The sequence below is a fragment of the Cryobacterium breve genome, assembly GCF_027594785.1.
Lineage (GTDB): Bacteria > Actinomycetota > Actinomycetes > Actinomycetales > Microbacteriaceae > Cryobacterium > Cryobacterium breve_A.
In genome coordinates this window covers 1,072,957-1,098,828 of sequence record NZ_CP075584.1, presented here as the reverse complement: position 1 = coordinate 1,098,828, position 25,872 = coordinate 1,072,957, and the positions used below count along the sequence as shown (strand labels likewise).

Genomic DNA, 25,872 nt, shown 5'->3' with positions numbered 1-25,872 from the left:
GTCACCCGGGGAGTACCGCGAAGACGATGGCGGCGATCCAGGCGACCCGGGCGCCGGTCAGCATCCGGGCGAGGGTGAAGGTTCCCGCCGTTGCGACACCGATGGCAATCGCGCTCGGGAGCCGTGTCGAGAACTCGGATGCCCCGAAGAGGTCGATCCAGAAATGCAGCATCAGGTAGTACGCACCGTGAACGGCGTCGATCGTTCCGAGCATCCGGAACAGCGATGGCAAGGAACGCTCCGCGGACATCACGCTCGCGGCCTCGTCGCCCCAATAGGACGGGTTCCAGGATGCCGCGACGGAGATCACCAGGCCGAGAACCCCGAAATACAGCGGGGCCAGCTGCCGGTGGGTGGGCCGGGATCGCCACTGCGGGCGCAGGCTCTGGTTCATGCGTCACGGGCAGATAGGTCACTCCAATACGTTATGCCACCCGGTCGGGGGTTTCCCGACAGCGGCGCATCGGGCGCCTGCGAAGGCTCTCAGTTTGCGTTCCCGTCAGGCCCGGGGGCCCGGTCCGGTGCGGGTACTGCGGGGCAGGCGGATGTCGATGGCCAGGCCCGTCCCCGTGTTGCGCAGGCCGATGGAACCCTTCGCCCGCGTCACGATGGCGTGGACGATCGCAAGGCCGAGCCCAGAACCGATCGATCCGCTCGCCCGGGAATGTTCCGGGCGGGAGAACCGGGCGAAGGCGACCGGGATGAACGATTCCGGCATCCCGGTCCCGTGTCCACGACGCTCAGCATCGCGCCATCCGGGAGACTGCGGAGCGTGACGGTGACAGCGCCTCTGCCTCCCATTGCGTTGATGGCGTTCGAGATGAGGTTGTCGACGAGTTGCCCGACGTTGGTCACCGATATCGCGTAGCGGCCGGTCGGATCTTCGCCCTCGATCTCGTAGTCGACGTCGAGGTCCTCCCCGTTCCGCACCACCCTGGCGCGGTCGACAGAGGCCGAGATCTCGGCGATCAGGTTGTCCCAGCCGCACTCAGGCGGGGCCTGCTGACCCTCGAGCTTGGACAGTTCCAACAGATTGGTGGCCAGTCTGGAGAGGCGGTCGACGGTGTGGGATGCGTCGTCGATGTCCGCCTCGAGGGCTGGGGCGTCGCCGGAATTGAGATGGGCGAGCTCGAGTTGTGCCTTGAGCACGGCGAGGGGAGTGCGCAGCTCGTGACTCGCATCCGACACGACCTGCTTCTCCCTGTCGATGCTGCGGCGCAGCCGGGAAATGAAGTCGTTGAGCGTGACCGCGAGCCGGCTGACCTCGTCCCGGCCCGCCGGGACGAGCAATTGAGCGGAGGACCCGGTCGTGCTCAGGCTCTCGGCCTCCTTCCGCAGCCGGTTGACCGGGCGGAGGGCAGCTCCGGTCAGGAGCCAGGACGCGAGGCCGAAGCCGACGGTCAGCAGCACGGTGCCCATGATGAGCACCCGGGCCAGTTCGTCGAGCAGCAGGCCGAGCGCCTCCTCGTTCCGCGCCGTGATGACGACCCAGTTGCCCTTGTTGGTCACGGCCGTTGTCGCGGCGACGAGGTAGCGGGCGTTGCCGGCATCGATCGTCTGCGGCGTCTCGCCGATCTTCGCGAGCTCAGGGACGCGTTTTCGGAGCGCGATCGGGAGGGACGACTTGGAGATCTGGCCGTCCGGACCGACGATCGCGATGAGCTGGCCTTCGCTCGGGCCGTCGATCGGCTCGGTCGGATTGCGGATCAGGTCGGTCACGATCGGGGCGGCGTCGCTGTGCAGCAGCGTCGTCGTCGTCTCGATCAGGATCGCCTCGACCTCGCCGCGGAAGAACACCGCAGGCTCCGCTGAACAGGACGGCGGCGATCACGAGACTGCCGACGGTGATGCGGGCCCGGATCGACAGCCCGGGCAACCTCATGGACGCGCCCCGGTCACTCGACGAGTTCCACGGCATACCCGGACCCGCGTACGGTCACGATCCGCATCCCGGCGGCCGCGGAGTCGATCTTGCGCCTCAGATAGCTGATGTACTGGTCGACGATGTTCGGGTCGATGTGTTCCGTCCCGTTCCAGATCTCTTCGAGGATGGTCGTGCGGTCGACCGTGGTGCCGGCCCGGCTGCAGAGCAGGCGGAGCAGTGCGACCTCCTTGGGGCTCATCGAGACGGACCGGCCGGCCACGGTCACCTTGAGGTCCCGGGAATCGATCGCGAGGTTGCCGAGTTCGAGGCTCAGGGGCGTCGCCATCGACTGGCGCCTGAGCAGGGCCCTGACCCGGGCGGTGAGCTCGAGGAAGGCGAACGGCTTGGTGAGGTAGTCGTCCGCTCCGCTGTCGAGTCCGAAGACCCGGTCGTCGACGGTGTCCCTGGCGGTCAGGAGCAGGACCGGCATGGTGTTGCCGGAGTCGCGGATGCGCCGGCAGATCTCGAACCCCGTCATCTGCGGCAGCATCACGTCGATGGCCGCAAGGTCGAATTCGTTGTTGTTGATCGCGATCAGGGCGTCCATCCCGTTCCCGACCCTGACGATCTCGTAGCCTTCTGCCTCGAGTCCGCGCTCGATCAGTGCACCCATTTGTTCGTCGTCTTCCACGACCAGGATCTTCGTCATGCCCGCCCCTTTTGCTCGTGCGCCGGTACCTCTTCATGCTGGCACGTTCCCGGTGCGGAGCGTGACCAGTCTGCGTTTTCCGCTCCCAGCGGCGTTCGCCGTGGCTAGGCTGGCGCCATGGTCGAAACCCCGTCCGCCGCGCCCTCGCCCGCCCGGGTGGCGATTGTCGATCCGCCCGCCGCCGGTGTCGCCGTCGCCCAGTTCGTTCCCGGTCCGGACCGGGAGGCGAACCTCGCCGAGATCACCCGCCTGGCCGGCATCGCGGCCGCCCGCGGAGCGCAACCGTCGTGTTCCCCGAATACTCCGCGTTCTTCGAGCCTGTGCTCGGGCCCGCGTTCGTCGCGGCCGCCGAGCCGGTCGACGGTCCGTTCGTGACGGGACTGGCGGCGCTCGCCGAGGGCCTCGGCCTCGTCATCGTCGCGGGCATGCTCGAGACGGCCGCCGTGGCCGGGCGGTTCTGCAATACCCTCGTCGCGGTCGGGCCGACGGGCGAACTTCTCGCGCGCTACCGCAAGCTTCACCTCTACGACGCCTTCGGGGAGCGCGAATCCGACTGGGTGCTGCCCGGTTCGATCGAGGCACCGCAGACGTTCGTTGTCGGAGGGCTGACCGTCGGGCTGCAGACCTGCTACGACATCCGTTTCCCGGAGGTCACCCGGCGGCTCGTCGACGCGGGTGCCGAGCTCGTGCTCGTGCCCGCCGAGTGGGTGCGAGGCCCGCTCAAAGAGCAGCAGTGGCGCACCCTTCTCACCGCCCGGGCGATCGAGAACACGGTCTACGTCGCCGCCGCCGACCACGCCCCGCCGATCGGCGTCGGCACGAGCATGATCGTCGATCCGATGGGGGTCGAACTCGTCACGATCGGTGAGACCACGGATGTCGGCGTCGCCTGGCTCACCTCGGCCCGCCTCGAGCAGGTGCGTGCCGTCAACCCCGCCCTCCGGCTTCGGCGCTTCGGGGTCGTCGAGCTCTGACCGGCGAGAACAGGTGAAGGCTCAGCCTTCGCTTGCGATCGTCTCCTGAGAGGCCGCGGCGGCCCGGGAACGGAAGCCGGGTTCCGGGCGCTTCGCGTGGTCCTGATCCGACATGGCTCGTTCCTCGCCCGTGGCGACGAGCCCCTGGGAGCTGTTCGCCGATCGGGTGAGCTGGGCGAGCCAGAGCGGATTGATGGTCGGCGGCTGGCCGCCGGAGAACTTGAAGTAAAGCGGGATGGCCGGGTGCAGCCAGGCCGAACTGCGACCGTCTCCGGCCTCTGCGGCATTCCGCCAGGACAACAGGAAACTTTCGCCGCGACGCAACTTCTGCACGATCACGATTTGCAGGTGCGCAAGGATCCTGTCGTCGAATTCGACGGTGACCCGGTCATACGTCAACGAACCCATGGGGTGCCGCTTTCGGTCGGTGATTCCTCTCGCGAACGGCAGACCGCCCTTGTGGGGCATCCGCTTGGGTCGCACATTAAGTGTGGTCGTAATCCCCGGTCAATACAAGGGAAGCGTCAGGCCTCGGCGGGATGCGCCGGTACGCGCTCGACGATGCCGTGCAGCACGAGGTCGATCTCCGAGCGGAGGGCATCCGGCAGGTTTTCCATCGGTTCCCGGCCGAGTCCGCACCGGATCAGGGCGAGATTGAGGAGCGAGAAGATGCTGCGCGCCGCGAGTGCCGGATCGACTCCCGGTCGGAGTCGCTCCGGTCCTTCGGCGGCCGGTCTCCCGTATCCGCCGAGCACGGTCGCGATGGCGGCCTCGAGTCCGTCGGCGAGTTCGAGCGCCTCGATGCGGTACGCGCCGGTGGGCTCTCCGCACAGGATTTCGCGCTGGTAATAGGCGGTGTTCTCCGGGTGGCGCGCGGCGGATCTCAGCAGGGGGAGGAGCAGGTCCATGATCGCGTCCGTCGGGGTGACGGGTGCGTCCGCTGCCGCGGCATCCCGCCGGCTGGGGTTCAGGGCCCGGCGCCACTCCTCGTTGAAGACCATCAGGAGAAGTTCGGGCTTCGAGGTCGCGTACCTGAAGAGTGTCCCTGCCGCGACATCCGCGCGATCAGCGATGTCCTGCGTCGTGACGGACGCGTAACCGCGGTCGGCGAAGAGATCCTCGGCTGCCGCGAGGATGCGGCTCTGCTTGTCACGCTTGTTGCGCTCGCGGCGGCCGGGAGTGGCAGTGCCGACGGTGGCATCGGCGGCGGCATCGACGACCGGTGTGTGGCCTTCGTCTGGTACGCGCACGGGAGTCCTCACTCTGGGTCGGCTGCTTCCCGGGCAGGTGCCGACCCGGGGCTTTCTCAATCGTAGGTTCAATCAGCTGTTTCCAATATAACGGAGTACGCTCATTTTTGAGTAGAGTACAGATTCTCTGAACCCGAAGAGAGAGGTGGTCATCATGGGCCGCGTTCAAGGCAAAGTGGCACTGATCAGTGGCGGTGCCCGCGGAATGGGAGCGTCGCACGCGCGCCGGCTGATCGCAGAGGGCGCCCAGGTGGTCATCGGAGACCTCCTCGACACCGAAGGCGAGGCCATGGCGGCCGAACTCGGCCCGGCGGCACGCTACGTGCACCTCAACGTCACCGACGCCGATGACTGGTCGGCTGCCGTGCTGTTCGCCGTGGAGACGTTCGGAGGGCTGGACGTCCTCGTCAACAACGCCGGAATCGCGAGCGCAGCGCCGATCGAGAGCTTCCCGATCGACGTCTGGACCCGCACGATCGAGATCAACCTGACCGGGACCTTCCTTGGCATGCGGGCGGCCATCCCCGCGCTCTCACGCCGCGGCGGCGGCTCGATCATCAACGTGTCGTCGGTCGAGGGTCTCCTCGGCAGCGCCGGCCTGCACGCCTACGTCGCGTCGAAGTTCGGCGTGCGCGGCATCACGAAGTCGGTCGCCCTCGACGTGGCGCCCCTCGGCATCCGCGTGAACTCGATCCACCCCGGCTTCATCGAGACCGCCATGACGAAGTCCCTCGACGTCGACATGGTCGAGATCCCGCTGCAGCCGCGGCGCCAAGCCGGAAGAGGTCTCCAACCTGGTCCTGTACCTGGCGAGCGACGAGTCCAGCTACTCCACCGGCGCCGAGTTCGTCATCGACGGCGGCCTGACGATCGGCATTCCGCACAACTGACCGTCGGCTCTGACGACCCGCGAGAGTACATTTTTGGCCCTTTAAACCACGTGGTTAAGGGCCAAAAATGTACTCTCGCGGAGGTTGGAGCGGGTTACGGGCGCGCTTCGAGCAGCGCCAGCGCTTCGAGGGCTGCGAAGGGCTTCTCGATGTGGGCGAAGTGGCCCGTGCCCGGGATCGTTCGCGAGACGAAGCCGGGAATGACGGCGGCGAGCCGGGCGCGGTCCGAGTCGGCGACGAAGACGTCCGCGTCGCCCTGGATCGCGTGCACGGGGCAGGTGATCCGCGACCATGACCGCGCCGGGTCATGGGCTCCGGCGAGGGCGGATGCCGCGGCGAACGCCCGGGGGCGGACTTCCGTCGCGAGGGCCGAGATCACGCTCGCGTGCACAGCATGGACCCGGCTGAACAGGGGCGCGGTGAGGGTGCGGAGCACCCCTACCCGGTCGAGCCGGCGCACGAGACCGCGGCCGGCCGGCTCGACGACCGCGAGGGCGCGCATCACACCGAGCAGGGCGCTGTACCCGGGCAACAGGGTGAAGCGGGTCAGCGGATGCCGCACGCTGTCGACCACTGAGAACGTCGTCGCCGACACGAGGGAGACCGACACGGTAGCGACAGGTTCGAGTGCGGCCAGTTCGAGGGCGAGGAAACCGCCGAGGGAATGCCCGATCACGTGCCAGTGCTCGTAGCCGAGTGCACGGGCGGTTTCGGCGATCAAGGCCACCACCGACGTGATGCCCGGGGCGGGCCGGGCGGAGTGCCGGCCCGAGGCATCCGCTGCAGCGCTGTCGCCCCAGCCGGGCAGGTCGGGAATGATCAGGTCGGTGAGCGCGAGTGCGCCGGAGGGAACGGAGCCCGTGGAGCCCGGGCGTGTCGAGCCGTCGGACGCCGCCGCCGAGAGGAGCGGGGTCCAGGTGGTCCAGGAACCGGCGGCCCCGTGCAGGAGGACCGTCGCCGTGTCGCTACCCGTGCGGCGGCCGTGCCGAACCACAAGTGTGCCCGAGCCGAGGCGCATCGAGAACTCGTGGTCAGGCCGAAGGCGCGGGCGTCTGTCGAGAGCGGGAACGGGCAATACTCCTCCTGCCGCATTTCGGTCACGGGCGTCCCGGCCGGCACGAGAGGCGCCGGGGATGCGGGCCGCGCCGTTCGGTCGGGAGTTCGTGTCAGCAGGGTGGTCATGACAGGTATTCGTCGCCCCGGGGCAATCGGTTTGCCGGCGCACAAAAGGACAGGACCGATCGAAACCCGGCCCGGCCAGGCTCGGGCGAGCCGCCGGCGGACGACGGTAGGGAACGCGTGTGGAATAGGAACGGGCCCGGGCCCGTTGTCTGCAGCGCACCCTGCGTCTTTCCTGCGCCGGCCGGTTCGGCCGCGCCCGGCGCACCCTCCGTACTACGAAAAGAGCGACTGTGACCTTGTTCTCCCCGCTGACCCTCGGCGACCTCCACCTGCCGAACCGCCTCGTGATGGCGCCTCTGACCCGCACCCGGGCCGGCCTCGACGGCATCCCCGGACCGATGGTGGTCGAACACTACCGCCAGCGCGCATCCCTCGGCCTGATTGTGTCCGAGGGGGTCTACCCGAGCCACGCCGGACAGGGATACACCGGCCAGCCGGGGCTCGTGACCGCTGAGCAGGTCGACGGCTGGCGTTCCGTCGCGTCCGCCGTGCACGAGGCCGGCGGCCTCATCGTCGCCCAGGTCATGCACGCCGGCCGGGTCTCGCACGACCTCGTCAACGGCGGCTACGACATCGTCGCGCCGAGCGCGATCGCCATCGCCGGCGAGACGCACACCCCGGAGGGCAAGAAGCCCTACCCGGTGCCGCACGCGCTGACCGAGGACGAACTCCCCGGCATCGTCGCGGAATTCGTGCGGGCGTCGCAGAACGCCATCGCGGCCGGGCTCGACGGCGTCGAGATCCACAGTGCCAACGGCTACCTCCTGCACGAGTTCCTCTCACCGGCCTCGAACCAGCGCACGGATGCCCATGGCGGCTCGCCCGCGAACCGCGCCCGCTTCGTGATCGAGGTCGCGACCGCCGTTGCCGCCGCGATCGGCGCCGGCCGGGTCGGGATCCGCATCTCTCCGGAGCACAACATCCAGGACGTCCTCGAGACGGATGCCGCAGAGACGCTCGCCACCTACACCGCTCTGGTCGACGGGCTGGCCCCGCTCGGCCTCGCCTACCTCAGCGTCCTGCACCAGGACCCGACCGGCGACCTGATCCAGGGACTGCGCGCCCGCTTCGGCGGACCGCTCCTGATCAACACCGGCTTCGGCACCGTCACGACCCGGGCAGAGGCCATGGCCATCCTGGCCGACAATGTCGCTGACGCCGTCGTCGTGGGACGCGCCGTCATCGCCAACCCCGACCTCGTGCACCGCTGGCGCGACGACCTGCCGCTCAACGCCCTCGACGCACAGACCCTCTACGGCAGCACGGCCGCCGGCTACACGGACTACCCGGCCCTCGCCACCGCCGAGTAGTCACCGCCGAGTAGTCACCGCCCCGAACCGATTCGACGGATTTTTTGAGGTTGTGGGCCGGTTTTCACCGTCCCACGTACTGAAAAACCGGAATCTCCGTCGAATCGGTTCGGGCCCGAAGGGTTGCGGGCCCGAACCGAGCTAGCGGGCGGCCGGTCTCAGGGCGGCCAGCCGGGTCGCAGCCTGCTCGAGCAGGTCGACCTTCTTGCAGAAGGCGAAGCGCACGAGCGAGGCATACTGCGGCCGGTGCTCCGGGCTGCAGAACGCTCCGATCGGAACGGCCACGACGCCCGCGAGGGCGGGAAGTTCGCGGCAGAAGTCCGCACCGTCCGCGTAGCCGAGCGGGGCGGCATCCGCCACGATGAAGTACGAACCGCTCGGACGCGACACGGCGAAGCCCGCGGCGACCAGGCCACGCTCGAGGACGTCACGCTTGCCCTCCAGCGAAGTGGCGATACCGGTGAAGTACGAGTCCGGGAGATCGAGCCCCCTGGCGATCGCCGGCTGGAACGGCGCGCCGTTCACGTAGGTCAGAAACTGCTTGACCGCGAGGATTGCCGTCACGAGCGCGGGCGGTGCCGTCAGCCAGCCGATCTTCCACCCCGTCGTGTTGAACGTCTTCCCGCCGAAAGAGATCGTCACGGTGCGCTCGAATGCCCCGGGGAGGGTCGCGACGGGCAGGTGCCGCACACCGAAGGTGAGGTGTTCGTAGACCTCGTCGGTGACGATGATCGCGTTGTGCTGTTCGGCGAGCCGGACGATGAGCTCGAGCGTCTCGCGCGGGAACACGGTCCCCGTCGGGTTGTGCGGGTTGTTCAGGAGAATGAGGCGGGTGCGATCGGTGATCGCGGAACTGAGCTCGTCGAGGTCCGGCTGGAAGTCTGGCGCATGCAGGCGCACGGTGCGGTGCAGGCCGCCGCTGAGCGCGATCAGGCCGCCGTACGCGTCATAGAACGGTTCGAACGTCACGACCTCGTCGCCGGGCTCGATCAAGGCGAGGATCGTCGCGGCGAGCGCCTCTGTCGCCCCAGCGGTCACGAGGACTTCGGTCTCCGGGTCGACGGCGAGACCGTAGAAACGCTGCTGGTGACGCGCGATCGCGTCGAGAAGAACGGGGAAGCCGCGGCCAGGCGGGTACTGGTTGACCCCGTCCGTGATGGCCTGGCGGGCGGCGTCGAGTACTTCGACGGGGCCGTCCTCGTCCGGGAACCCCTGCCCGAGATTGATCGCACCGGTGCGAGCGGCGAGTGCGCTCATCTCGGCGAAGATGGTGGCGGCGATCGTGCCGTCCGCGCCCAGGAGGCCGGCGCCCCGGGCGGTGCGCCGCCAGGCACCCGGTATGGTCGCGGTGGGTACGATCTCACGGGAGCCAGGCATGAATCCAAACTACGACATCCTCCGCGCGGATGACTCAAGCCGCGGTGCTCGCCGGCGAGGATCGCCAGACCCATCCGGCCGGCCCGGACTCCCGGGGACCCACCCCAAGCAACATCACGGCTTCGTCATTGAATGCTCTCAGCTTGAGCGGAGGATTCGTTCAGGTTCGGGCGCGAAGCTGGCATCGCTTGGAAGGAGCACCTCATGACCGAACACCCGCAGGACCCAGACATTAATAGCGAGCGTCCCGCTGCCGACGTTCCCTCCGACGCCGGCCAGACCGCCGCGTCCGGACAGCCGGCCTCCGACGCCGGCGCCGCGCAGACGACCGAGTACTCGGCCCCCGCCGCGAACGCCGACAACACGACAGAGGTCGTCGGCTTCCCGCCGGCCGCGCAGCCGGTTGCCGAGCAGCCGCAGGGCGTCGTCGCCCAGCCGGCATCCGCTCCCGCCGAGGCGCAGGCCCCCCAGGCGCCGCAGTCGATCCAGGCGCCGCAGCAGCCCGTCGCGAACGCGTCGAACCAGGTCACCCAGCCGACGCTTCCCTACGCGACGGATGCCTTCGGCCGGCCCCTGGGCGGAGCAGACGGCTCCGTCCCGCCTCACTTCGCGGCCACGGCGGCACCCTTCTCCTACGCCCCCCAGGGCGGCGGCCCGAACGGGACCCACCGGTCCGTCCTCTGCCCCCCGGCCCAAGGACCCGGCCCGTCGCCGGGCCGGACTCAGCCTCGTCGCGGCGCTCGCGATCGGCGCCCTCATCGGCGGCGCATCGGGCGCCGGTGTGATGGCCCTCCTCTCCGGAGGCCAGGGCAACGGCACCCCCGTCAGTCAGGCCCAGGGCTCGAGCACCGTGGTCGTCAACAACACCGAGAGCGTCAACCAGATCACGGCGGCGACCGCGAAGGCCATGCCGAGCGTCGTCACCATCAACGCGACCAGCGGCACCTCCGGCGGCACCGGATCCGGCGTCGTCCTCACCTCCGACGGCTACGTCCTGACCAACACCCACGTCGTGACCCTCGACGGCGCGAGCGCAGACGCGACCCTCGAAGTGACCGCGAGTGACGGAAAGGTCTACAAGGCGACGATCGTCGGCACCGACCCGATCTCCGACCTCGCGGTGGTCAAGCTCACTGACGCGAGCGGTCTCACCCCCGATCAACTGGGCGGACTCGAGCAAGCTCAACGTCGGCGACACCACGATCGCCATCGGCGCCCCGCTCGGCCTCTCCGGAACCGTCACGGACGGCATCGTCAGCGCCCTCAACCGGAGCATCTCGATCGCCTCCTCTGCGGCGCCCACCAAGGACACTCCGGACGCGACGGCCCCGAGCACCGACAACCCCTACTTCTGGAACTTCGACCTCCCGAACAAGGACGGCAGCGCGCAGCCGACCACTCCGAGCACGACGAGCAGCATCTCGCTCTCCGTGATCCAGACGGATGCCGCGATCAACCCCGGCAACTCCGGTGGCGCCCTGCTCAACTCGAAGGGCGAACTGATCGGCATCAACGTCGCGATCGCCAACGCGGGCGGATCCTCCTCATCGGGAACGGCTGCCGGAAGCATCGGCGTCGGCTTCTCGATCCCGGCGAACCTCGCCAAGCGCGTCTCCGACGAGATCATCGCCAACGGCAAGGCCACCCACGGCCTGCTGGGCGCGAGCATCACGACCGCGACAAGTGACACGAGCAGCACGGTCGGCGCCCTCGTCAGCGAGGTCACGTCGGGTGGTGCCGCCGAGAAGGCAGGCCTCAAGAAGGGCGACGTCGTCACGAAGTTCAACGGAGTGCCGATCACCGACGCGAAGGACCTCACCGCCCAGGTACGGGTGCTCGCCGCCGGCGCAACGGCCGACCTCGTCTACGTGCGCGACGGCAAGTCCTTCACCGTGTCCGTCACGGTCGGGGAGCTCTCCAGCTAGCAGGTCCGCACTCCTTCCACACCCTGCGCCGCCGGTCATCGACCGGCGGCGCAGTCGTGTTTCCTGGCCTCGTCCGCACGGCTCAGGAGGCCCCCGAAGGGGGTGGGCTGGTAGTCTTTACAGTCCGCAACGGAATGGACACCCGATCGAACAGGCAGCACACACCGGCGACGCGATCCTGTCAGGCGTCTCCTACGTGATGCCCGTGCTCAACGACGTACTGCATGTCCGGGCCGCGGTCACGAGCCTCCTGGGCCAGGACTACACCGGCCCGTTCGACGTCACGCTGGCCCTCGCGCCGAGCATCGACGGCACCGAGGAACTCGTCGCCGAGCTCGCCGAACTCGACCCGCGCATCCGGGTCGTGCCGAACGAGATCGGGTCGACGCCGGCCGGACTCAACGCCGCGATCCGCGCATCCGCCTACCCGGTCGTGATCCGGGTGGACGCCCACTCCGTGCTGCCCCGCGACTACGCGCGGGTCGCCGTCGAGACCCTCGAACGCACCGGAGCGGACAACGTCGGCGGAGTCATGGACGCCCAGGGCACCGTTCCGTTCCAGCGCGCCGTCGCCCGCGCGTACGGCACCCGGATCGGTCTCGGCGGAACGCCCCTCCACGTCGGTGGCCCGGAGGGCGCCGCGGAGACGGTCTACCTCGGCTGCTTCCGCCGCGACAGCCTGCTGCGTGCCGGACTCTTCGACGAGACCATCAAGCGCGGGCAGGACTGGGAACTCAACCGGCGTCTTCGCGAGCAGGGCGGCACGGTCTGGTTCACGCCGAAGCTGCGCGTCGTCTACCGGCCGCGGCCGAGCCTGTCCCGCCTCGCCCGCCAGATGCTGTCGACCGGAATGTGGCGCGGTGAACTTGCGCGGCGCTTCCCCGCCGACAACGGCATCCGCTATTTCGCGCCGCCCGTGATGGTGCTCGGTGTCGCCGCCGGCGTGCTCCTCGGCCTCGCCGGCTTCGTCGTGCCGTGGCTGCTGCTGGGCTGGATCGCCCCGGTCGGGTACTTGCTCGTCGTCGTCCTGGCCACCGTCGTCGTGACTCGCCCGGACGGCTGGCGCCCCGGCGTCTGGTTCCTTCTAGTCTTGCCCTGTATCCACTTCTGCTGGGGTTTCGGCTTCCTGCTCGGATACCTGAAACTCACCAGCAACATCGCGGCACGGACCGGGAGACACCTATGACATCCCACTCACATTCCACCGGTCGGGTTCGCCCGTCCCGGCCGTCGTCGATCGCCGAGTTGCGGGCCGTCGCACAGCCGCCCGAGGTGCGGCTGCGGGCGAACGCCGAGCACTGGACGGCCTCGCTCTACCTGCGCGACGTGTCGCCGTATCTCACCTGGCTGCTGCTGAAGACGAGCGTGACCGCAAACGGCGTCACGGCGCTGATGATCCTCGTCGGCTGGTCGACCGCTGCGGCGCTGCTCATCCCCGGCGTCTGGGGAGCCCTGCTCGCACTGATCCTCGGGCAGCTGCAGATGCTCGTCGACTGCTGCGACGGCGAAGTCGCGCGCTGGCGAGGCGAATCGTCTCCGGCCGGCGTCTTCCTCGACAAGGTCGGCCACTACTCGACCGAGGCGCTCATCCCGATCGCCTTCGGCATCCGCGCGGCTGCGTACCCGTTCGAATCTCCCGAGGACTTCCTCTGGACGACCCTCGCGCTGCTGCTCGCCCTCGTGATCGTGCTCAACAAGGCGCTCAACGACATGGTGCATGTCGCGAGGGCCAACGCGGGCCTCACCAAACTCGCCGACACCCGTGGTGAGCAGGCTCCGACGCCCCGCAGGATCGCCCAGCTGCGCAGGCTCGCCCGGTTCGTGCCGTTCCACCGCCTCTACCATTCGGTCGAGCTGACGATCCTGATCTTCGCCTCGGCGGTGCTCGGCCGGTTCGTCGGCGAACCGCTCATGGACCGTATCGTGCTCATCGCCCTGGTGCCGCTGTCGCTCCTCGCGCTCGTCGGCCACTTCGTCGCCATCATGGCGTCTCGCCGCGTCCGGTCCTGAGCCGTGACCGATACCGTGCCGCCGAGGGTCGGTGTCGTCGTGCTCACCCAGGGCACCCGGCCGGACGACCTCGCCCGCGGCATTCGCTCGGTGCTCGCCCAGCAGGACGTCGTTCTCGACGTGGTCTGCGTGGGCAACGGCTGGGTTCCGACCGGGTTGCCGGATGCCGTCCGGGCGCTGGCCCTGCCGGAGAACCTGGGCATCCCCGCCGGTCGCAATCGCGGAGTGCCACTCGTGGCAGGCGACTACCTGTTCTTCCTCGACGACGACGCGAGCATCCCGGACCCCCGGTTCCTCAGCCGGGCCGTCGCTCTGCTTCGCGCGGACCCGTCGATCGGCCTGCTGCAGCCCCGGGTGACCGATCCGACGGGCGCGGCCGCGCCGACCCGGTGGATTCCGCGCATCCGCAAGGGTGCCGCGACCGAATCCGGGGCCGTCTTCTCGGTCTGGGAAGGCGCCGTAGTGCTGCCCCGCGCGGTCTTCACGGCCACCGGAGGCTGGGCAGAACCGTTCTTCTACGCGCACGAGGGCATCGAACTGGCCTGGCGGGTCTGGGACCAGGGGCTGCGCACCTGGTACGCGGGAGACCTCGAGGCGAACCACCCCGTCATCCAGCCGACCCGGCACGCCGACTACTACCGGCTGAACGCGCGCAACCGGGTCTGGCTCGCCCGGCGCAACCTGCCTGCCGTGCTGGTCCCGGCCTACGCCGGATCCTGGCTCGCGATCCAGCTGGTGCGGTTCCGCAGCGACCGGCCGGCGCTGCGGGCCTGGCTCGCCGGATTCCGTGAGGGCTGGCGCACGGATCCGGGGGAGCGTCGCCCGATCAGCGCCCGCACGGTCTGGCGGATGTCCAGGGCCGGCCGTCCCCCCGTCGTCTGACCTGGGGCGCTCGGTACTCTGGAGGGATGACCATTCGAAAAGACGTCGGCCTGGCCGTCAAGCTGGTCCAGGATGTCGTGGCGTCGCGCCGGGCGCAGAAACGGCTCGCCGGCCGCCTCCTCGGAGACGGTCCGCTTCCGGTCGGCCGATTCAAGATCGCGGTCTACTTCGCCGACGGGGCCGTCAATCTGTACCAGATGCGGCAGTGGTACCGGCCGCTCGCCATGCTCGCCGAGACCTGGCCCGTCATCGTGTTGAGCCGCACCGGAACCGGGGCGCTGCCGATGTCCGAGGAATGCCCGGTGCCCGTGACTTACGTGCGCAAGGTCGCCGACCTCGAACGGGTCGTCGCGGAGCAGGACATCCGCATCGTGTTCTACGTCAACCAGAACGCCCGGAACTTCCAGATGATGCGTTACCCGCGGTGCTGGCACGTCTTCATCAACCATGGCGAGAGCGACAAGATGTACATGGTCACGAACCAGATCAAGGCGTACGACTACACCTTCGTCGCCGGTGACGCGGCGCTCGCCCGCCTCGACCGGGTGCTCTGGGACTACGACTTCGACAAGCGGGCGATCAAGATCGGCCGTCCTCAGGCCGACCACTACAGCGGCGGGCTGCCCTACGTTCCCGACGAGCGGCAGGTCGTGCTCTACGCGCCGACCTGGGAGGGCGACCGGCCCACCGCGGCCTACGGCTCGATCGCGACCCACGGCGTCGCACTCGCCACCGCGCTCCTCGCTTCGCCCAGGCACCGCCTGATCTATCGGCCGCACCCCCGCAGCGGGGTCACCGACGAGGCCTACGGCGCCGCCAACCGCAGGATCGTCGCCCTGATCAAGGCGGCCAACGCCCGGGATACCTCCGCGCACCACGTCTACGACACCGGTGCGGAGCTCGGGTGGCAGCTCGCGGCGGCGGACATCGCCATCGTCGACATCTCCGCGATGGTCTACGACCGGCTCGCCGCAGGCAAGGCCCTGCTCGTGACCCGGCCCGCCGATCCGGCGGCCGAGATCGACACCGGCGGGTATCTCGCGGCGTGCGAATGGCTCGCCGCGTCCGCAGCGTCGTCGATCGTGGGCACGCTGGATGCGCTCGCACACGATCCGGACGCCGAAGCCCGGCTGGGCGTCTGGGTCGAACGCTACTTCGGCGACGCAGGCTCCCGGGGCGGCCACCGCTCGCTTCCACGCCGCCGTTCAGTTCCTGATGGACGAGTGGGAGCGCTTCGACGCCGTTCGGCGCTGAGCGGGCCGCTACGGCCGCGGAGACGAAGCCGGCTGGCGGGGAGCCTGGTCCTGCCCTGCGGAGTGCGAACCCGTCTCAGGGTGATGCGATCCCGGGTGATCCGACTCCCGGCGTTCCAAATCCTGAACGTCCGCCGTGGCAGGCCCCGACTCCACCGACCGGCCGCGGCGCAGCATCCGCGGGACCATGCGGGGGAGCACCGTGAGGGTGCCGTGCCCGAGCTGTCCGAGTTGCGTGAGGCGGTGTCCGGCAGCGACGCGCAGCGCACCGGCGCGGCCGACGCCCTCGAGGCCGCCGCCCTCCCGCACGATGGCCTCGCGGATGCGCGGGTCGAGTTCGGGACGGAAGCCGGCGGGCGCCTGGCCGAAGGCGAGGCGGGACGAGGTCAGCACGCGCTTGCCGAGGATATGGTTGCCTGCGCCGCCGACGACGGCACCGACGCCGAACGGAAGGGCCTTCCCGACGAAGCTCGCGGAGCCTCTGGTCGCGAACTGGCGGATGAACGAGCTCTTCAGGCGATCCGTGAGCGGACCCATGATGGCGCGTGGGATGCTCGCGGTGACCAGCTCGCCCCAGTACGCGGTCCGCACCGCTCCCGTGCCGCTGAATTGTCCGGCGAGCTGGCGAACGAGGTCAGAGCCTTCGCGGCCGAGCATCATCGTCATCACGAGGGCGCGGGCGCGCTCGGGATCGTCGACCGCGATTCCGTGGACCTCGCTCACCGACTGGGCGAAAAGCGCGGTCGCCTCGAGGAAGCCGGCGGTCTCGACGCCGGACAGGGCCAGGGTCACCCCGGTGCCGACCCCGGGAATGACGGCCGTCGCCCCGACTGCCGCGCCACCGGTCGTGACCATGGCGAGGTAACGGCGTTCGAGGATCGTGATGATCTGGCCGGGGGTCGCGTCCGGCGAGCGCCGGCGGATGCCGCGGATGTGGGCGAGCACGGCCGGGCGGTGAATGGCCATGACCCGGTCGAATCCCCGGACGATGCCGGTGGGAAGCTGGCCGCCCTGCGGCAGACCTCCGGTCGTCGAGATGAGGGGTTTCACTTTTCGTGCCATGTCGATGCCGTCCTTCCGATTCCTGTCGAGTTTACGTTGCCGGTATGACAAGGGGAGATCTTCACATTTTTTCCCCGGCCACTGGCGGTTTTCCCACTACGCGCCTATAGATGGAGGATGCCGGAGCCCACTTCAGAAGCGAGCCGCCTTCTCGGGGTGCGCCTGCGGCAGCGCCGCAGGGAACTCGAGCTCAACCAGGAGTCCGTCGCTCACCGGGCCGGACTCAACGTGTCCAACTACGCCAGGATCGACCGCGGCAACGGAAACCCGACATTCCACACCCTCATCCGGCTCGCGGACGTGCTGAGCCTCGAGGTCGGAGAACTCCTCAGCGGCCTGACCAAGGAGCAGTTGCCTCCCGATCGCGACGGTTTCGCCATCGTCGATTCCTGAGACGGCTCAGGCGGGCTTCACCCCGTACTCGGCGTCGTACCGGGCGAGGACCTCATCGAGTGGGCCGTCGAGGACCAGCGCGCCCTTGTCCAGGTAGAGGCCCCTGGCGCAGAAGCGACGCAGGTCGCGTTCGTTGTGCGAGACGAAGAACAGCGTGCGGCCGCCGGCGAGCAACTCCTCGATGCGGCGGTAGCACTTCTCCCGGAAGGCCTTGTCTCCGACCGCGAGCACCTCGTCGACGAGGATGATCGGCTCTTCGAGGCGGGAGATGACCGCGAAGGCGATCCGCACCTTCATGCCGCTCGAGAGGTGCTTGTACGGGGTATCGACGAAGTCGCCGATCTCGGCGAAGTCGATGATCTCGTCGAAACGCTCGCCGATCTGTTTCTTCGTCATGCCGTGCAGACCGGCCGTGAGGAAGACATTTTCGCGCACGGTCAGGTCATCGACGAAGCCGCCGGTGATCTCGATCAGCGGTGCGACGCCCTCGGTCACATGCACAGTGCCCTCGTCGGGCAGGACGACCCCGGTCACGAGCTTGAGCAGGGTCGACTTTCCCTGGCCGTTGCGGCCGACAACGCCGATGGCCTCGCCGCGTTGCACCGTGAACGACACCGCGCGCAGGGCCCAGAATTCGCCCGGACGGGTGCGCCTGGCCCCGCTCCCGAACAGGTCTTTGAAGCTGCGCCTGCCGCGGCGATTGCGACGGAAGCGGATGCCGACCCCGGCCAGGGCGATCACGGGCGACCCGGCCGCTGCTGTCCCCGGTGTCCGGACGGTTTCGGTCATCACAACTCCTTCAGGACCGCGCGCTCGGTGCGCGTGAAGACCAGCAGCCCGAGGCCGAGGAAGGCAACGGACATGGCCGCGCTGACTCCGACGGTGAACCAGTCGAGGTTGCCGGGGAAGAAGGCGGCCCGGTAGAGGCTGAAGATACCGCTGAGAGGATTGAACGCCGCCCAGAAGTGCAGTTGGTGCGGCAGGTCCTGGGTGCTGTAGATGATCGGGGATGCGTAGAACAGGAAGCGCAGGATGAGTTTGACGGCGCGTTCCAGATCGCGGAAGAACACGACGAGCGGCGCGACGATGAGGCCGACCCCCGCCGTGAGGATGGCCTGGATTGCGATGGCGAGCGGGAAGAACACGATTTCGCCGCTTGGCCGGGCGCCGGCGAAGACCGCGAACAGCACGAGCACCGGAATCGAGGCGAGGAATTCGATGCCCTTGGAGAGCACGAGCCGGTTCACCCAGATTGTCCGGGGGATCCGGGTCGACCGGATCAGTTTCGCCTCGCGGAGGAACGCCCGGGTGCAGTCGGAGACGGTCCCGTTGAACCACATCCACGGCAACAGCGCGCTGAGCAGGAAGATGATGTACGGCTCGTGCCCGACTCCCCGGTGGAACACCTGGGTGAACACGAACCAGTAAATCCCGGCCATCACGAGCGGGTCCAGGATCGACCAGAAATAGCCGAGGAACGAGGTGGAGTAGCGCACCCGCAGGTCGCGCTGGGTCAGCAGCCACAGTGAGTGGCGGTAGCGCGAGAGGGCGGTGAGCTGTTCCGGGCGCAGTTCTGCGTAGCTACTCACAGGCTCCACTCTAGATGCTCACAGAATCCGGGTGAAACGAATCAGACGAACAGGTTCGCGCGCTCGAGGTCTTCGGCGAAGTCGACCTCGACGGCGTAGAAGTCGGAGATGTCGAGGGGTTCGACCAGCAGGCCGTTCTTCTCGATCGCGAGTTCGATCCCGCGCTCGAAGTAGTCCTGGTCGTGCACCCTGGCGAGGTGACGAACGAGGATCGCCTTGTCCGCACTGGAGATGAAGTTGATGCCCACGGCTTCTCCGAGACCGCCGGCGACCGTCTTGGAGAGCTCCCTGATGTAGCCCTCGGCGTCCGTCGTGTATTTGACCTCTTCCTCCGAAACCTGTGAGGTGTTGACCGTCACGAAGGATTGGTCCCGTTCGACCATGGCGTGAGCCCGGTCGAGGACGGCGGGATCGAAGACGACGTCGCCGTTCATCCACAGCACGCCGCCGGCGCCAGAGGCCTGGAGGGCACGCAGCAGGCTCTTGGACGTGTTCGTCTGGTCGTATTCCTCGTTGTAGACGAAGGACGCCTGCGGGAACGCCTCGATGATGTGCTCGAGCTTGTAGCCGACGACGATGGTGACGCGGGCATCGGTGCCGAATGCGTGCTCGATGTTGTCGAACTGCTGCCGCATGATCGACCGGCCGTCGCTGAGTTCCGTGAGCGGCTTGGGCAGTGAACGGCCCAATCTGCTGCCCATTCCCGCTGCCAAAATGACTACCTGGGTGGCCATGTTCGTCTCCTTAACAGTCTCGGACAACCTGCGCCCGCTTCAAAAAATGTGGAGCCAGTTTGCCTGTGGTTCACCTCGTCGTTTCCGTTCAGACACACCAACATGAAAGGGTAAGTCTAACCTAAGTGCCCCTTTTGGGTGTCGGTGCACGGAAACTGTCCCTGTGAACGCGCCGGGATGAGAGCGTTTTCGGCGGGTTTCGCGTCCACTATCCAGTCTTGTCGGAGGGTCGTTGGTAGGGTTGGCGAGGTGACTCACGTGCCTCCCAACTCCGAGCCCAACGAGCCGACCACAACTGTGCCCGCGTCCGATTCGGCTCCGTCGAACGATGCAGGCATCCCGGCGCGTCCGGCCAAGACGACGCCCGACCGCGCAACTTCGGCGCGCGCCTCTTCAACCCGCACCGCGGCAGCCCGCACTCCCGTCGCCCGAACCCAGAAGCCCCGCGCGAGCCCGGTCCGCAAGGACGCTGCGGCCCCCCAGGCGCCCGTTGACGCGGCACAGCCCTCCCCCGACGCACGTCGCCCCCGCGGCAGGAGCCGCAGCCAAGACCCGTACGACCGCAGAAAAGGCTGAGACCGCAGCCCGTCAACGAGCCGCGCGGGCGAGCGCCGCGAAGTCGCGGGCCGCGAAGGCCGCTGTCGTCCGGGCAGAGGCGCTCGCCGCCGCGGAAGCCGTCGCCCAGGCCGAGGCGAAGGCCGCGGCCGAGGCTCGCGCCCACGCAGAGGCCACGGAGTACGCGGCCGCCCAGGCCCTCGAATACGCCGCGGCCGAGGCGCGCGCCCAGGCGGATGCCGCCGCTCGCGCGCAGGCCCAGGCCGACGCCCTGGCGCTTTCCGCGATCAAACCGCGTCCTGACCCGGAGGCGCTCGCTCGCGCCCAGGCGCAGGCCCGTACCGAGGCCCTCGTCAGGCGTTCACTCGGCCCCATGCCGCCGAACGTGCCCACACGCGGCGGCCTGCCGCCCGCGGTACCCGGTGCCGCGCCGGTCGTCGTGCCGTCGGTCGTCGCCGCTCCTTCCACCGTTTCCAAGGCCCCACGTTCGCGCCCGGGAGTCGGCACCTCCAGGGACTGGGTCGCAACGGCCGTCCTCGGCCTGCACCTGCCCCCCGTCGAGAACAAGCCGGACGCGGTCACGAGCGCGCCGGTAGCCGCGCAGCCGAAGGACGACGAGCCCGCGTTGGTGCGACCGGTCCCGACGCCGCCGCCCGCGACCAAGGTCATGCCGGTCCCGACGCCGCCGCCCGCGACCAAGGTCATGCCGGTGCCGGTGCCGGTGCCGGTGCCCGTGCCGGTGCCCGTTCCGGCGCCCGCGCCGAGTGCCGCGCCGGCTCCGGAACCGGGTCCCGTCGCTGCCTCTCGGCCGAGCGCCACGCCCAAGCCCGAACCCGTGGTCACCGCGGAACCCGTGCCGATCGTCACCAGCGCGGCAGAGTCCTCGGCGTCCAGCGCGCCGGCGACGATCACCGCGCCCGAAGCCGAGCCCGAGACTGAGCCCGAAACCGACCCGGAGGACCTGCACGACACCGGGCTGGAAACCGAGCCCGAAACAGAGCCCGTGACCGACCAGGAGGTCGAGCCCGAAACGGAGCCCGTGACCGCCCCGGAGGTCGAGCCCGAAACTGAGCCAGTCACCGACCCGGAGGTCGAGCCCGTCAACGGCCTCGAAACCGAGTCCACGACTGAGACCGAGACCGAGCCCAAGCCAGAGGTCACGCTCTCGAGTGCGGTTGAAAACGAAACCGAAACCGCGACCGCCCACTCGGCGCCGCCCGAGCCGCAGCCTGAAGCCGTTCCCGTTGCAGTGCCCGTCGTCGAACCGGAACCTGAGCCGGCCGTTGCACCTGCCGCGGCAATCGCGAATCCCGTCTCTCGCGGCGCCCTCGAGCCTGTCGTCCTCTCCGTCAGGGCACTGCGCAAGTCCTTCGGCAGCACGCTCGCCGTCTCCGGAATCGACCTCGAGGTCCGTACGGGCTCGTTCTACGGGATCGTCGGGCCGAACGGCGCGGGAAAGACCACGACCCTCTCCATGGTCACCGGCCTCCTCCGTCCCGACGACGGTTCGATCGAGGTCCACGGCATCGACGTCTGGAGTGACCCGGTCGCCGCAAAGCGCGTCATCGGCGTGCTGCCGGACCGGCTGCGCCTCTTCGACCGGCTGACCGGCGCCCAACTGCTCTACTACGCCGGCGTGCTCCGCGGCCTCGACGGCGCGACCGTGCGGAAACGTTCCGCCGACCTCTCTGTCGCCTTCGGACTCGAGGACGCCCTCAACCGGCTGGTCGCCGACTACTCGGCGGGCATGACCAAGAAGATCGCCCTGGCCTGCGCAATGATCCACTCGCCGCGCCTGCTCGTCCTCGACGAACCGTTCGAATCCGTCGATCCGGTCTCGGCGGTCAACGTGACCGAGATCCTGCAGAAGTACGTCGCAAGCGGCGGAACCGTCGTGCTCTCGAGCCACAGCATGGACCTGATCCAGCGGGTCTGCGACCACGTCGCGATCATCGTGAACGGCAAGGTCCTCGCGGCCGGCACCGTCGACGAGGTGCGCGGCGGGCAGACCCTCGAAGAACGATTCATCGCACTCGCCGGCGGGCGCAAAGTGGCGGAGGGGATGGAATGGCTGCACAGTTTCTCCGACTGAAACTCCGGCTCTTCGGCAATCTCTTCCGCCGGAGCCCCTGGCAGGTGGTCGGGATCGTGATCGGCCTGCTCTATGGGCTCGCGGTCGCCGCCGGAATCTTCGCCCTGCTCGTCGGCCTGCGCTTCGTCGGTGACGGCATCGGCTCGATCCGGGACGGCCTCGTGGTCGCCGGCTCGCTGGTTGTGCTCGGGTTCCTGCTGATTCCGCTCGTGACCGGCATCGACGACAGCATGGATCCCCGCAAGTTCGCGCTCATGGGCATCCCCAACCGGCAGCTGTCCCTGGGACTCGCCCTGTCCGCACTGATCGGTGTCCCCGCAATCGTGCTCACGATCGTGCTGCTCGGCACCATCGTGACCTGGTCGCGCGGACCCGGCGAGACCGTGTTCGCCATCCTGTCCGCGGCGATCCTCCTCGCCACCTGCATGCTCGGATCCCGGGTCAGCACCTCCATCGCGTCGTTCCTGCTGGCCACCCGTCGCGCGCGCGAGATCGCCGGAATCGTCGGCGTTCTCCTGCTCGTCATGTTCGCTCCCGTCACCGTACTCGTGGTCAACCTCGACTGGAGCCTCTACGGCATGGGCTTCATCGGCGGCCTCAGCAGTATCCTCGGCTGGACTCCGCTGGGGGCGGCCTGGTCGGCGCCCGGTGATGCGGCCGGTGGAGACTGGGGCGGTGCGATCCTCAAGCTCCTCGAGGCCGCGGCCTTCCTGTTCGTCCTCTGGGTCGCCTGGCAGGCCCTCGTCAGCCGGATGCTCGTCTCACCCGGACGGGAAGCCGTCGTCAAGGAGTACGGCGGCCTCGGCTGGTTCGACCGCCTGCCGAACAACGCAGCAGGCGCCATCGCCGCACGAAGCCTGACCTACTGGAGGAGAGACCCCCGCTACGGCATGTCCCTCGTGATGATCCCGGTGATCCCTGTGCTCGTCGTGCTTCCACTCGCATTCGCCGGGGTGCCGACCCAGGCCCTCGCGCTTCTGCCGGTGCCGCTGATGTGCATCTTCCTCGGCTGGGCGCTGCACAACGACGTCGCTTACGACCACACCGCGATCTGGCTGCACGTCGTGTCGGGCACCCGGGGCATGGCAGACCGGATGGGTCGTCTCGTTCCCGCCCTCCTCGTCGGCATCCCGCTGATCGGCATCGGCTCGTGCATCAGCGTCGCCGTGTACGGCGACTGGGGCGCGTTCCCCGCCGTGCTCGGCGTGAGTACGTGCATCCTGCTGACCGGACTCGGGTTCTCGAGCTACAGGCTCCGCCCGCTTCCCGTATCCGGCGTCCAAGCCGGGGGACAGCCCGTTCACGCAGCCGCAAGCCTCCGACACTGCAGCGGCCCTGATCCAGTCCCTGACCCTCGTCGGATCGGTCATCCTGTCGCTCCCTGCGATCGGGTTCGCGGTCCTCGGGCTCTTCGTCGATCCGGTCTGGCTCCTGCCCGCACTCGCGAGCGGCGTCGTCGTCGGCCTACTCACCCTCTGGGGCGGAATCTGGCTCGGGGGCCGCACATTCAACGCCCGTGGACCCGAGATGCTCGCCTCGGCGCTCCGCGCCTGACCCACCGGTGAGCGCCGCCGGCGAGTTCGTCGATGCCACCCTGCGCAACGAGGGAGACGAATATCGGGCTCACGCCGAGAAAACCAGGCTCGCAAGTGACCTCGCCTTCTACGGGGCAACGGTCGGGGCGATCCGCGGCACGATCCGCGACGCCGCCCGGCGATACCCCGGGCTGACGCACGACGAGGTCACGGCGCTCAGCACGGAGCCTCTGGTCCGTTCCCGTCTTCGAGCGCCGGCTCGCCGCCGTCGTGCTGCTGCAGTCGAACGTCGGGCTGCTGAGCAACACCGACCTCACCCGCATCGAAGGCTTCGTCCGGGACGCCCGACTGGCGGCGCTCGCGGATCCGCTCGCCCGTGACGTCACCCGCCCCGTGATCGCACGACTCTCCGGCATCCCTCGCAGCAGGGCGGATGCCGCCATCGAGCGCTGGGCGCGCGACCAGGACCCCTGGCTCCGCCGGGCGGCCGACCTCGTGAGCGGAGCCTGACGCTGCCTAGAATGGGACCCATGATCAGAATCATTCGCGCCAGCATCGCCGAACCGGGCAACCCCGGCCAGCCGGGCGGCGGTACGTCCACGCTCGACCGCGAGCTCGAGGAACTCCTCAACACCGAGCAGATCGAACCGGGCGACCACGAGCGGTTCTCGCACTACGTGCCCAAAGACAAGATCCTCGAGAGCGCCATCTCCGGCAAGCCGGTCAAGGCGTTGTGCGGCAAGATGTGGATTCCCGGCCGTGACCCGGAGAAGTTCCCGATCTGCCCGACCTGCAAAGAGATCTACGACACGATGAAGAAGTAGCGGTCCGTTAGAGCCCGTCTACCCGTGCTCCGCGCCTACCCGTGCGCGGCGCCTATCCGTGCTCAGCGTCTACCCGTGCTCGTAGAGGGTCGGGATGACGGGTTCACCGCGGCCGAGGCGGAAAGCCTCGATCGGCAGCTCACGCATCACGGACGCGTGGTGCAGCCTGGCGCGTTCCGTGCCGGCCGCCCCGAGGTAACGCTCGTCGATCACGCCCTCCGTGACGAGCGGGACGAGCAGCACCCGGTCCCTGCCGGACTCCTCCGTGGGCTCGGTCGAGTCTGCCGGGTCGTCGCCGACCAGGACCACCTCGGCGCGGGCCGTTCCGCTCGCATCGAGGCGGCGAACGGCGCGCTTGAGGCCGCCGACCGAGACCTTTGCCGCCGAGGTCTTCGCAACGGACACCCACTCGCCGGCGTCATCCCGGTGCGCGACGAGTTTATACACCATCCCGGCGGCCGGGGCCCCCGAGCCCGTGACGAGGGACGTGCCGACGCCGAACGCGTCGACCGGTGACGCCGACAGGGCTGCGATCGAATACTCGTCGAGGTCGCTCGTCACCGTGATGTGGGTGTTGACCGCGCCGAGCGCGTCGAGCTGGGCACGCGCACCGGCGACGACGGTCGGGAGATCCCCCGAGTCGATCCGGATCGACCCGAGCCCGGTCCCGGCGACGGCGACGGCGCGGTCGATTCCGGCCTGGATGTTGTAGGTGTCGACGAGCAGCGTCGTGGAGGAGCCGAACGCGGCGACCTGGGCTTCGAAGGCATCCGCTTCGCTGTCGTGCAGAAGCGTGAAGGAGTGGGCGGCCGTTCCCATCGTGGGGATGCCCCAGCTGCGCCCGGCCTCGAGATTGCTGGTGGACGCGAACCCCGCGATGTACGCCGCTCGTGCGGCGGCGACGGCGGCGTACTCGCTCGTGCGGCGGGAGCCCATCTCGGCGATCGGTCGGCCGAGGCTCACCGAGACCATGCGCGCGGCCGCGCTCGCGACGGCGCTGTCATAGTTGAGCACGCTCAGCACCACGGTTTCGAGTACGACGGCGTCGGCGAAGCTGCCCTCGACGGAGAACAGGGGAGAGCCGGGGAAGTAGGCCTCGCCCTCCTGGTAGCCCCAGATGTTGCCGTGGAAGGCGTAGTCGGCGAGCCAGTCGAGGGTAGGGGTGCGCACGACGTGGTTGTCGCGCAGCCAGGTGAGCTCAGCGTCCGTGAACCGGAAGTCCCGGATGAGCTCGAGCAGGCGCCCCGTGCCCGCGACGATGCCGTACCGGCGACCGTCCGGCAGTCGCCTGGCGAACGCCTCGAAGAGGCACTCCCGGTCGGCGGTGCCGCTCTGGATGGCGGCGTCCACCATGGTGAGCTCGTATCGGTCGGTGCGGAACGCGGAGGATTCAGTCACCCGGCCAGCCTATTCCTCCCGCGGGGCTGCCCAGGCTGAGCGGTACCGGCTACCGCTTCGGGGC

The 25,872-nt window shown here is 68.9% G+C and carries 25 protein-coding genes and 3 pseudogenes; 15 read left to right on the top strand and 13 right to left on the bottom strand.

Translation table 11 applies throughout. The features are described from left to right. Position 1: 1 nt before the first annotated feature. The 3 genes and pseudogenes from KIV56_RS05420 to KIV56_RS05405 all read right to left on the bottom strand — a co-directional run bounded on the left by KIV56_RS05420 (position 2) and on the right by KIV56_RS05405 (position 2,573). Positions 2 to 394 carry a glycosyltransferase family 39 protein gene (locus tag KIV56_RS05420; protein WP_281535439.1) on the bottom strand — a complete coding sequence of 131 codons (393 nt, stop codon included), beginning with the start codon at positions 392 to 394 and terminating at the stop codon, positions 2 to 4. 105 nt (positions 395 to 499) lie between these two features. After that, positions 500 to 1,419: pseudogene (locus KIV56_RS19460) on the bottom strand (sensor histidine kinase). Between the two features lie 476 nt (positions 1,420 to 1,895). Then, positions 1,896 to 2,573, bottom strand: coding sequence for a response regulator transcription factor (locus KIV56_RS05405; protein WP_134445835.1), 678 nt, complete (start codon positions 2,571 to 2,573; stop codon positions 1,896 to 1,898). 287 nt (positions 2,574 to 2,860) lie between these two features. Between KIV56_RS05405 and KIV56_RS05400 the strand changes: the two genes are divergently transcribed. Further along, the gene (locus KIV56_RS05400; RefSeq protein WP_348648470.1) at positions 2,861 to 3,547 is read left to right on the top strand and encodes a carbon-nitrogen hydrolase family protein; all 687 of its coding nucleotides are present in this window, start codon (positions 2,861 to 2,863) and stop codon (positions 3,545 to 3,547) included. A gap of 21 nt (positions 3,548 to 3,568) precedes the next feature. On the opposite strand, the gene KIV56_RS05395 is transcribed toward KIV56_RS05400, so the two are convergent. Further along, complete coding sequence (locus KIV56_RS05395) at positions 3,569 to 3,955, bottom strand: ATP-dependent DNA ligase (protein WP_281535437.1); 387 nt, start codon at positions 3,953 to 3,955, stop codon at positions 3,569 to 3,571. Positions 3,956 to 4,071: 116 nt separating this feature from the next. Further along, positions 4,072 to 4,797: a TetR/AcrR family transcriptional regulator gene (locus KIV56_RS05390; RefSeq protein ID WP_281535436.1), complete on the bottom strand. Its 726-nt coding sequence runs from the start codon at positions 4,795 to 4,797 to the stop codon at positions 4,072 to 4,074. 154 nt (positions 4,798 to 4,951) lie between these two features. Between KIV56_RS05390 and KIV56_RS05385 the strand changes: the two are divergent. Both KIV56_RS05385 and KIV56_RS19455 read left to right on the top strand, forming a co-directional pair. After that, positions 4,952 to 5,473, top strand: a pseudogene (locus tag KIV56_RS05385) (SDR family NAD(P)-dependent oxidoreductase); the annotation flags it as partial. Between the two features lie 118 nt (positions 5,474 to 5,591). Continuing rightward, entirely contained in the window at positions 5,592 to 5,687 is a 96-nt protein-coding gene (locus KIV56_RS19455) for a hypothetical protein (protein ID WP_348648541.1), read from the top strand. 94 nt (positions 5,688 to 5,781) lie between these two features. Here KIV56_RS19455 and KIV56_RS05380 read toward each other — a convergent pair whose 3' ends face one another. Next, positions 5,782 to 6,705, bottom strand: coding sequence for an alpha/beta fold hydrolase (locus KIV56_RS05380; protein ID WP_281535435.1), 924 nt, complete (start codon positions 6,703 to 6,705; stop codon positions 5,782 to 5,784). Positions 6,706 to 7,099: 394 nt separating this feature from the next. Between KIV56_RS05380 and KIV56_RS05375 the strand changes: the two genes are divergently transcribed. Further along, on the top strand, positions 7,100 to 8,179 hold the full coding sequence (locus KIV56_RS05375) for an alkene reductase (RefSeq protein WP_281535434.1): 1,080 nt from the start codon (positions 7,100 to 7,102) through the stop codon (positions 8,177 to 8,179). Positions 8,180 to 8,320: 141 nt separating this feature from the next. Here KIV56_RS05375 and KIV56_RS05370 read toward each other — a convergent pair whose 3' ends face one another. The 3 genes from KIV56_RS05370 to KIV56_RS05360 all read right to left on the bottom strand — a co-directional run bounded on the left by KIV56_RS05370 (position 8,321) and on the right by KIV56_RS05360 (position 10,534). Continuing rightward, positions 8,321 to 9,556, bottom strand: coding sequence for an aminotransferase class I/II-fold pyridoxal phosphate-dependent enzyme (locus KIV56_RS05370; RefSeq protein ID WP_281535433.1), 1,236 nt, complete (start codon positions 9,554 to 9,556; stop codon positions 8,321 to 8,323). A gap of 138 nt (positions 9,557 to 9,694) precedes the next feature. Continuing rightward, positions 9,695 to 10,162, bottom strand: a complete 468-nt coding sequence (locus tag KIV56_RS05365) for a hypothetical protein (protein ID WP_281535432.1) — start codon at positions 10,160 to 10,162, stop codon at positions 9,695 to 9,697. Positions 10,163 to 10,384: 222 nt separating this feature from the next. After that, positions 10,385 to 10,534, bottom strand: coding sequence for a hypothetical protein (locus KIV56_RS05360; RefSeq protein ID WP_281535431.1), 150 nt, complete (start codon positions 10,532 to 10,534; stop codon positions 10,385 to 10,387). Between KIV56_RS05360 and KIV56_RS05355 the strand changes: the two are divergent. From KIV56_RS05355 to KIV56_RS05320, 7 genes and pseudogenes are all read left to right on the top strand, one after another. Next, positions 10,464 to 10,667: pseudogene (locus KIV56_RS05355) on the top strand (trypsin-like peptidase domain-containing protein); the annotation flags it as partial. The gene KIV56_RS05360 and the pseudogene KIV56_RS05355 overlap by 71 nt on opposite strands. Further along, on the top strand, positions 10,618 to 11,481 hold the full coding sequence (locus KIV56_RS05350) for a S1C family serine protease (protein ID WP_281535430.1): 864 nt from the start codon (positions 10,618 to 10,620) through the stop codon (positions 11,479 to 11,481). The pseudogene KIV56_RS05355 and the gene KIV56_RS05350, both read left to right, overlap by 50 nt. Before the next feature lie 199 nt (positions 11,482 to 11,680). Continuing rightward, positions 11,681 to 12,667 carry a glycosyltransferase family 2 protein gene (locus KIV56_RS05345; protein WP_281536078.1) on the top strand — a complete coding sequence of 329 codons (987 nt, stop codon included), beginning with the start codon at positions 11,681 to 11,683 and terminating at the stop codon, positions 12,665 to 12,667. Then, positions 12,664 to 13,491: a CDP-alcohol phosphatidyltransferase family protein gene (locus KIV56_RS05340; protein ID WP_281535429.1), complete on the top strand. Its 828-nt coding sequence runs from the start codon at positions 12,664 to 12,666 to the stop codon at positions 13,489 to 13,491. Before KIV56_RS05345 ends, KIV56_RS05340 begins: the two co-directional genes overlap by 4 nt. Positions 13,492 to 13,494: 3 nt before the next feature. Beyond that, the gene (locus KIV56_RS05335) at positions 13,495 to 14,373 is read left to right on the top strand and encodes a glycosyltransferase family 2 protein (protein ID WP_281535428.1); all 879 of its coding nucleotides are present in this window, start codon (positions 13,495 to 13,497) and stop codon (positions 14,371 to 14,373) included. 26 nt (positions 14,374 to 14,399) lie between these two features. Then, the gene (locus tag KIV56_RS20230; protein ID WP_432432604.1) at positions 14,400 to 16,736 is read left to right on the top strand and encodes a hypothetical protein; all 2,337 of its coding nucleotides are present in this window, start codon (positions 14,400 to 14,402) and stop codon (positions 16,734 to 16,736) included. A gap of 69 nt (positions 16,737 to 16,805) precedes the next feature. Then, positions 16,806 to 17,081, top strand: coding sequence for a helix-turn-helix domain-containing protein (locus tag KIV56_RS05320; RefSeq protein WP_281535427.1), 276 nt, complete (start codon positions 16,806 to 16,808; stop codon positions 17,079 to 17,081). Positions 17,082 to 17,087: 6 nt separating this feature from the next. Here KIV56_RS05320 and KIV56_RS05315 read toward each other — a convergent pair whose 3' ends face one another. The 3 genes from KIV56_RS05315 to KIV56_RS05305 are packed head-to-tail and all read right to left on the bottom strand — an operon-like array spanning position 17,088 to position 19,404. Beyond that, a complete protein-coding gene (locus KIV56_RS05315) occupies positions 17,088 to 17,870 on the bottom strand; it encodes an ABC transporter ATP-binding protein (RefSeq protein ID WP_281535426.1) in 783 nt (260 codons plus the stop codon). Next, positions 17,870 to 18,670, bottom strand: coding sequence for an ABC transporter permease (locus KIV56_RS05310; RefSeq protein ID WP_281535425.1), 801 nt, complete (start codon positions 18,668 to 18,670; stop codon positions 17,870 to 17,872). Before KIV56_RS05310 ends, KIV56_RS05315 begins: the two co-directional genes overlap by 1 nt. Before the next feature lie 41 nt (positions 18,671 to 18,711). Continuing rightward, a complete protein-coding gene (locus KIV56_RS05305; protein ID WP_281535424.1) occupies positions 18,712 to 19,404 on the bottom strand; it encodes a phosphocholine cytidylyltransferase family protein in 693 nt (230 codons plus the stop codon). 490 nt (positions 19,405 to 19,894) lie between these two features. Between KIV56_RS05305 and KIV56_RS20225 the strand changes: the two genes are divergently transcribed. From KIV56_RS20225 to KIV56_RS05285, 4 genes are all read left to right on the top strand, one after another. Then, on the top strand, positions 19,895 to 22,051 hold the full coding sequence (locus KIV56_RS20225) for an ATP-binding cassette domain-containing protein (protein WP_432432603.1): 2,157 nt from the start codon (positions 19,895 to 19,897) through the stop codon (positions 22,049 to 22,051). Beyond that, positions 22,027 to 23,616 carry a hypothetical protein gene (locus KIV56_RS05295; protein ID WP_281535423.1) on the top strand — a complete coding sequence of 530 codons (1,590 nt, stop codon included), beginning with the start codon at positions 22,027 to 22,029 and terminating at the stop codon, positions 23,614 to 23,616. Before KIV56_RS20225 ends, KIV56_RS05295 begins: the two co-directional genes overlap by 25 nt. Before the next feature lie 240 nt (positions 23,617 to 23,856). After that, a complete protein-coding gene (locus KIV56_RS05290) occupies positions 23,857 to 24,096 on the top strand; it encodes a DNA alkylation repair protein (RefSeq protein WP_281535422.1) in 240 nt (79 codons plus the stop codon). Positions 24,097 to 24,116: 20 nt separating this feature from the next. Continuing rightward, positions 24,117 to 24,410, top strand: a complete 294-nt coding sequence (locus KIV56_RS05285) for a DUF3039 domain-containing protein (protein ID WP_134445818.1) — start codon at positions 24,117 to 24,119, stop codon at positions 24,408 to 24,410. Positions 24,411 to 24,479: 69 nt separating this feature from the next. Here the strand turns inward: KIV56_RS05285 and KIV56_RS05280 are convergent, their stop codons facing one another. Next, the gene (locus KIV56_RS05280) at positions 24,480 to 25,808 is read right to left on the bottom strand and encodes a nicotinate phosphoribosyltransferase (RefSeq protein WP_281535421.1); all 1,329 of its coding nucleotides are present in this window, start codon (positions 25,806 to 25,808) and stop codon (positions 24,480 to 24,482) included. Between the last annotated feature and the right edge of the window lie 64 nt (positions 25,809 to 25,872).

Bases quoted from the DNA above. Each gene is read 5' to 3' on its own strand.
- KIV56_RS05340 (WP_281535429.1), top strand. From the start codon at position 12,664: ATGACATCCCACTCACATTCCACCGGTCGGGTTCGCCCGTCCCGGCCG.
- KIV56_RS05345 (WP_281536078.1), top strand. From the start codon at position 11,681: ATGCCCGTGCTCAACGACGTACTGCATGTCCGGGCCGCGGTCACGAGC.
- KIV56_RS05315 (WP_281535426.1), bottom strand. From the start codon at position 17,870: ATGACCGAAACCGTCCGGACACCGGGGACAGCAGCGGCCGGGTCGCCC.
- KIV56_RS05405 (WP_134445835.1), bottom strand. From the start codon at position 2,573: ATGACGAAGATCCTGGTCGTGGAAGACGACGAACAAATGGGTGCACTG.
- KIV56_RS05295 (WP_281535423.1), top strand. From the start codon at position 22,027: ATGGCTGCACAGTTTCTCCGACTGAAACTCCGGCTCTTCGGCAATCTC.
- KIV56_RS05285 (WP_134445818.1), top strand. From the start codon at position 24,117: ATGATCAGAATCATTCGCGCCAGCATCGCCGAACCGGGCAACCCCGGC.
- KIV56_RS05370 (WP_281535433.1), bottom strand. From the start codon at position 9,556: ATGCCTGGCTCCCGTGAGATCGTACCCACCGCGACCATACCGGGTGCC.
- KIV56_RS05380 (WP_281535435.1), bottom strand. From the start codon at position 6,705: ATGCGCCTCGGCTCGGGCACACTTGTGGTTCGGCACGGCCGCCGCACG.
- KIV56_RS20230 (WP_432432604.1), top strand. From the start codon at position 14,400: ATGACCATTCGAAAAGACGTCGGCCTGGCCGTCAAGCTGGTCCAGGAT.
- KIV56_RS05305 (WP_281535424.1), bottom strand. From the start codon at position 19,404: ATGGCCACCCAGGTAGTCATTTTGGCAGCGGGAATGGGCAGCAGATTG.
- KIV56_RS05395 (WP_281535437.1), bottom strand. From the start codon at position 3,955: ATGGGTTCGTTGACGTATGACCGGGTCACCGTCGAATTCGACGACAGG.
- KIV56_RS05420 (WP_281535439.1), bottom strand. From the start codon at position 394: ATGAACCAGAGCCTGCGCCCGCAGTGGCGATCCCGGCCCACCCACCGG.
- KIV56_RS05320 (WP_281535427.1), top strand. From the start codon at position 16,806: ATGCCGGAGCCCACTTCAGAAGCGAGCCGCCTTCTCGGGGTGCGCCTG.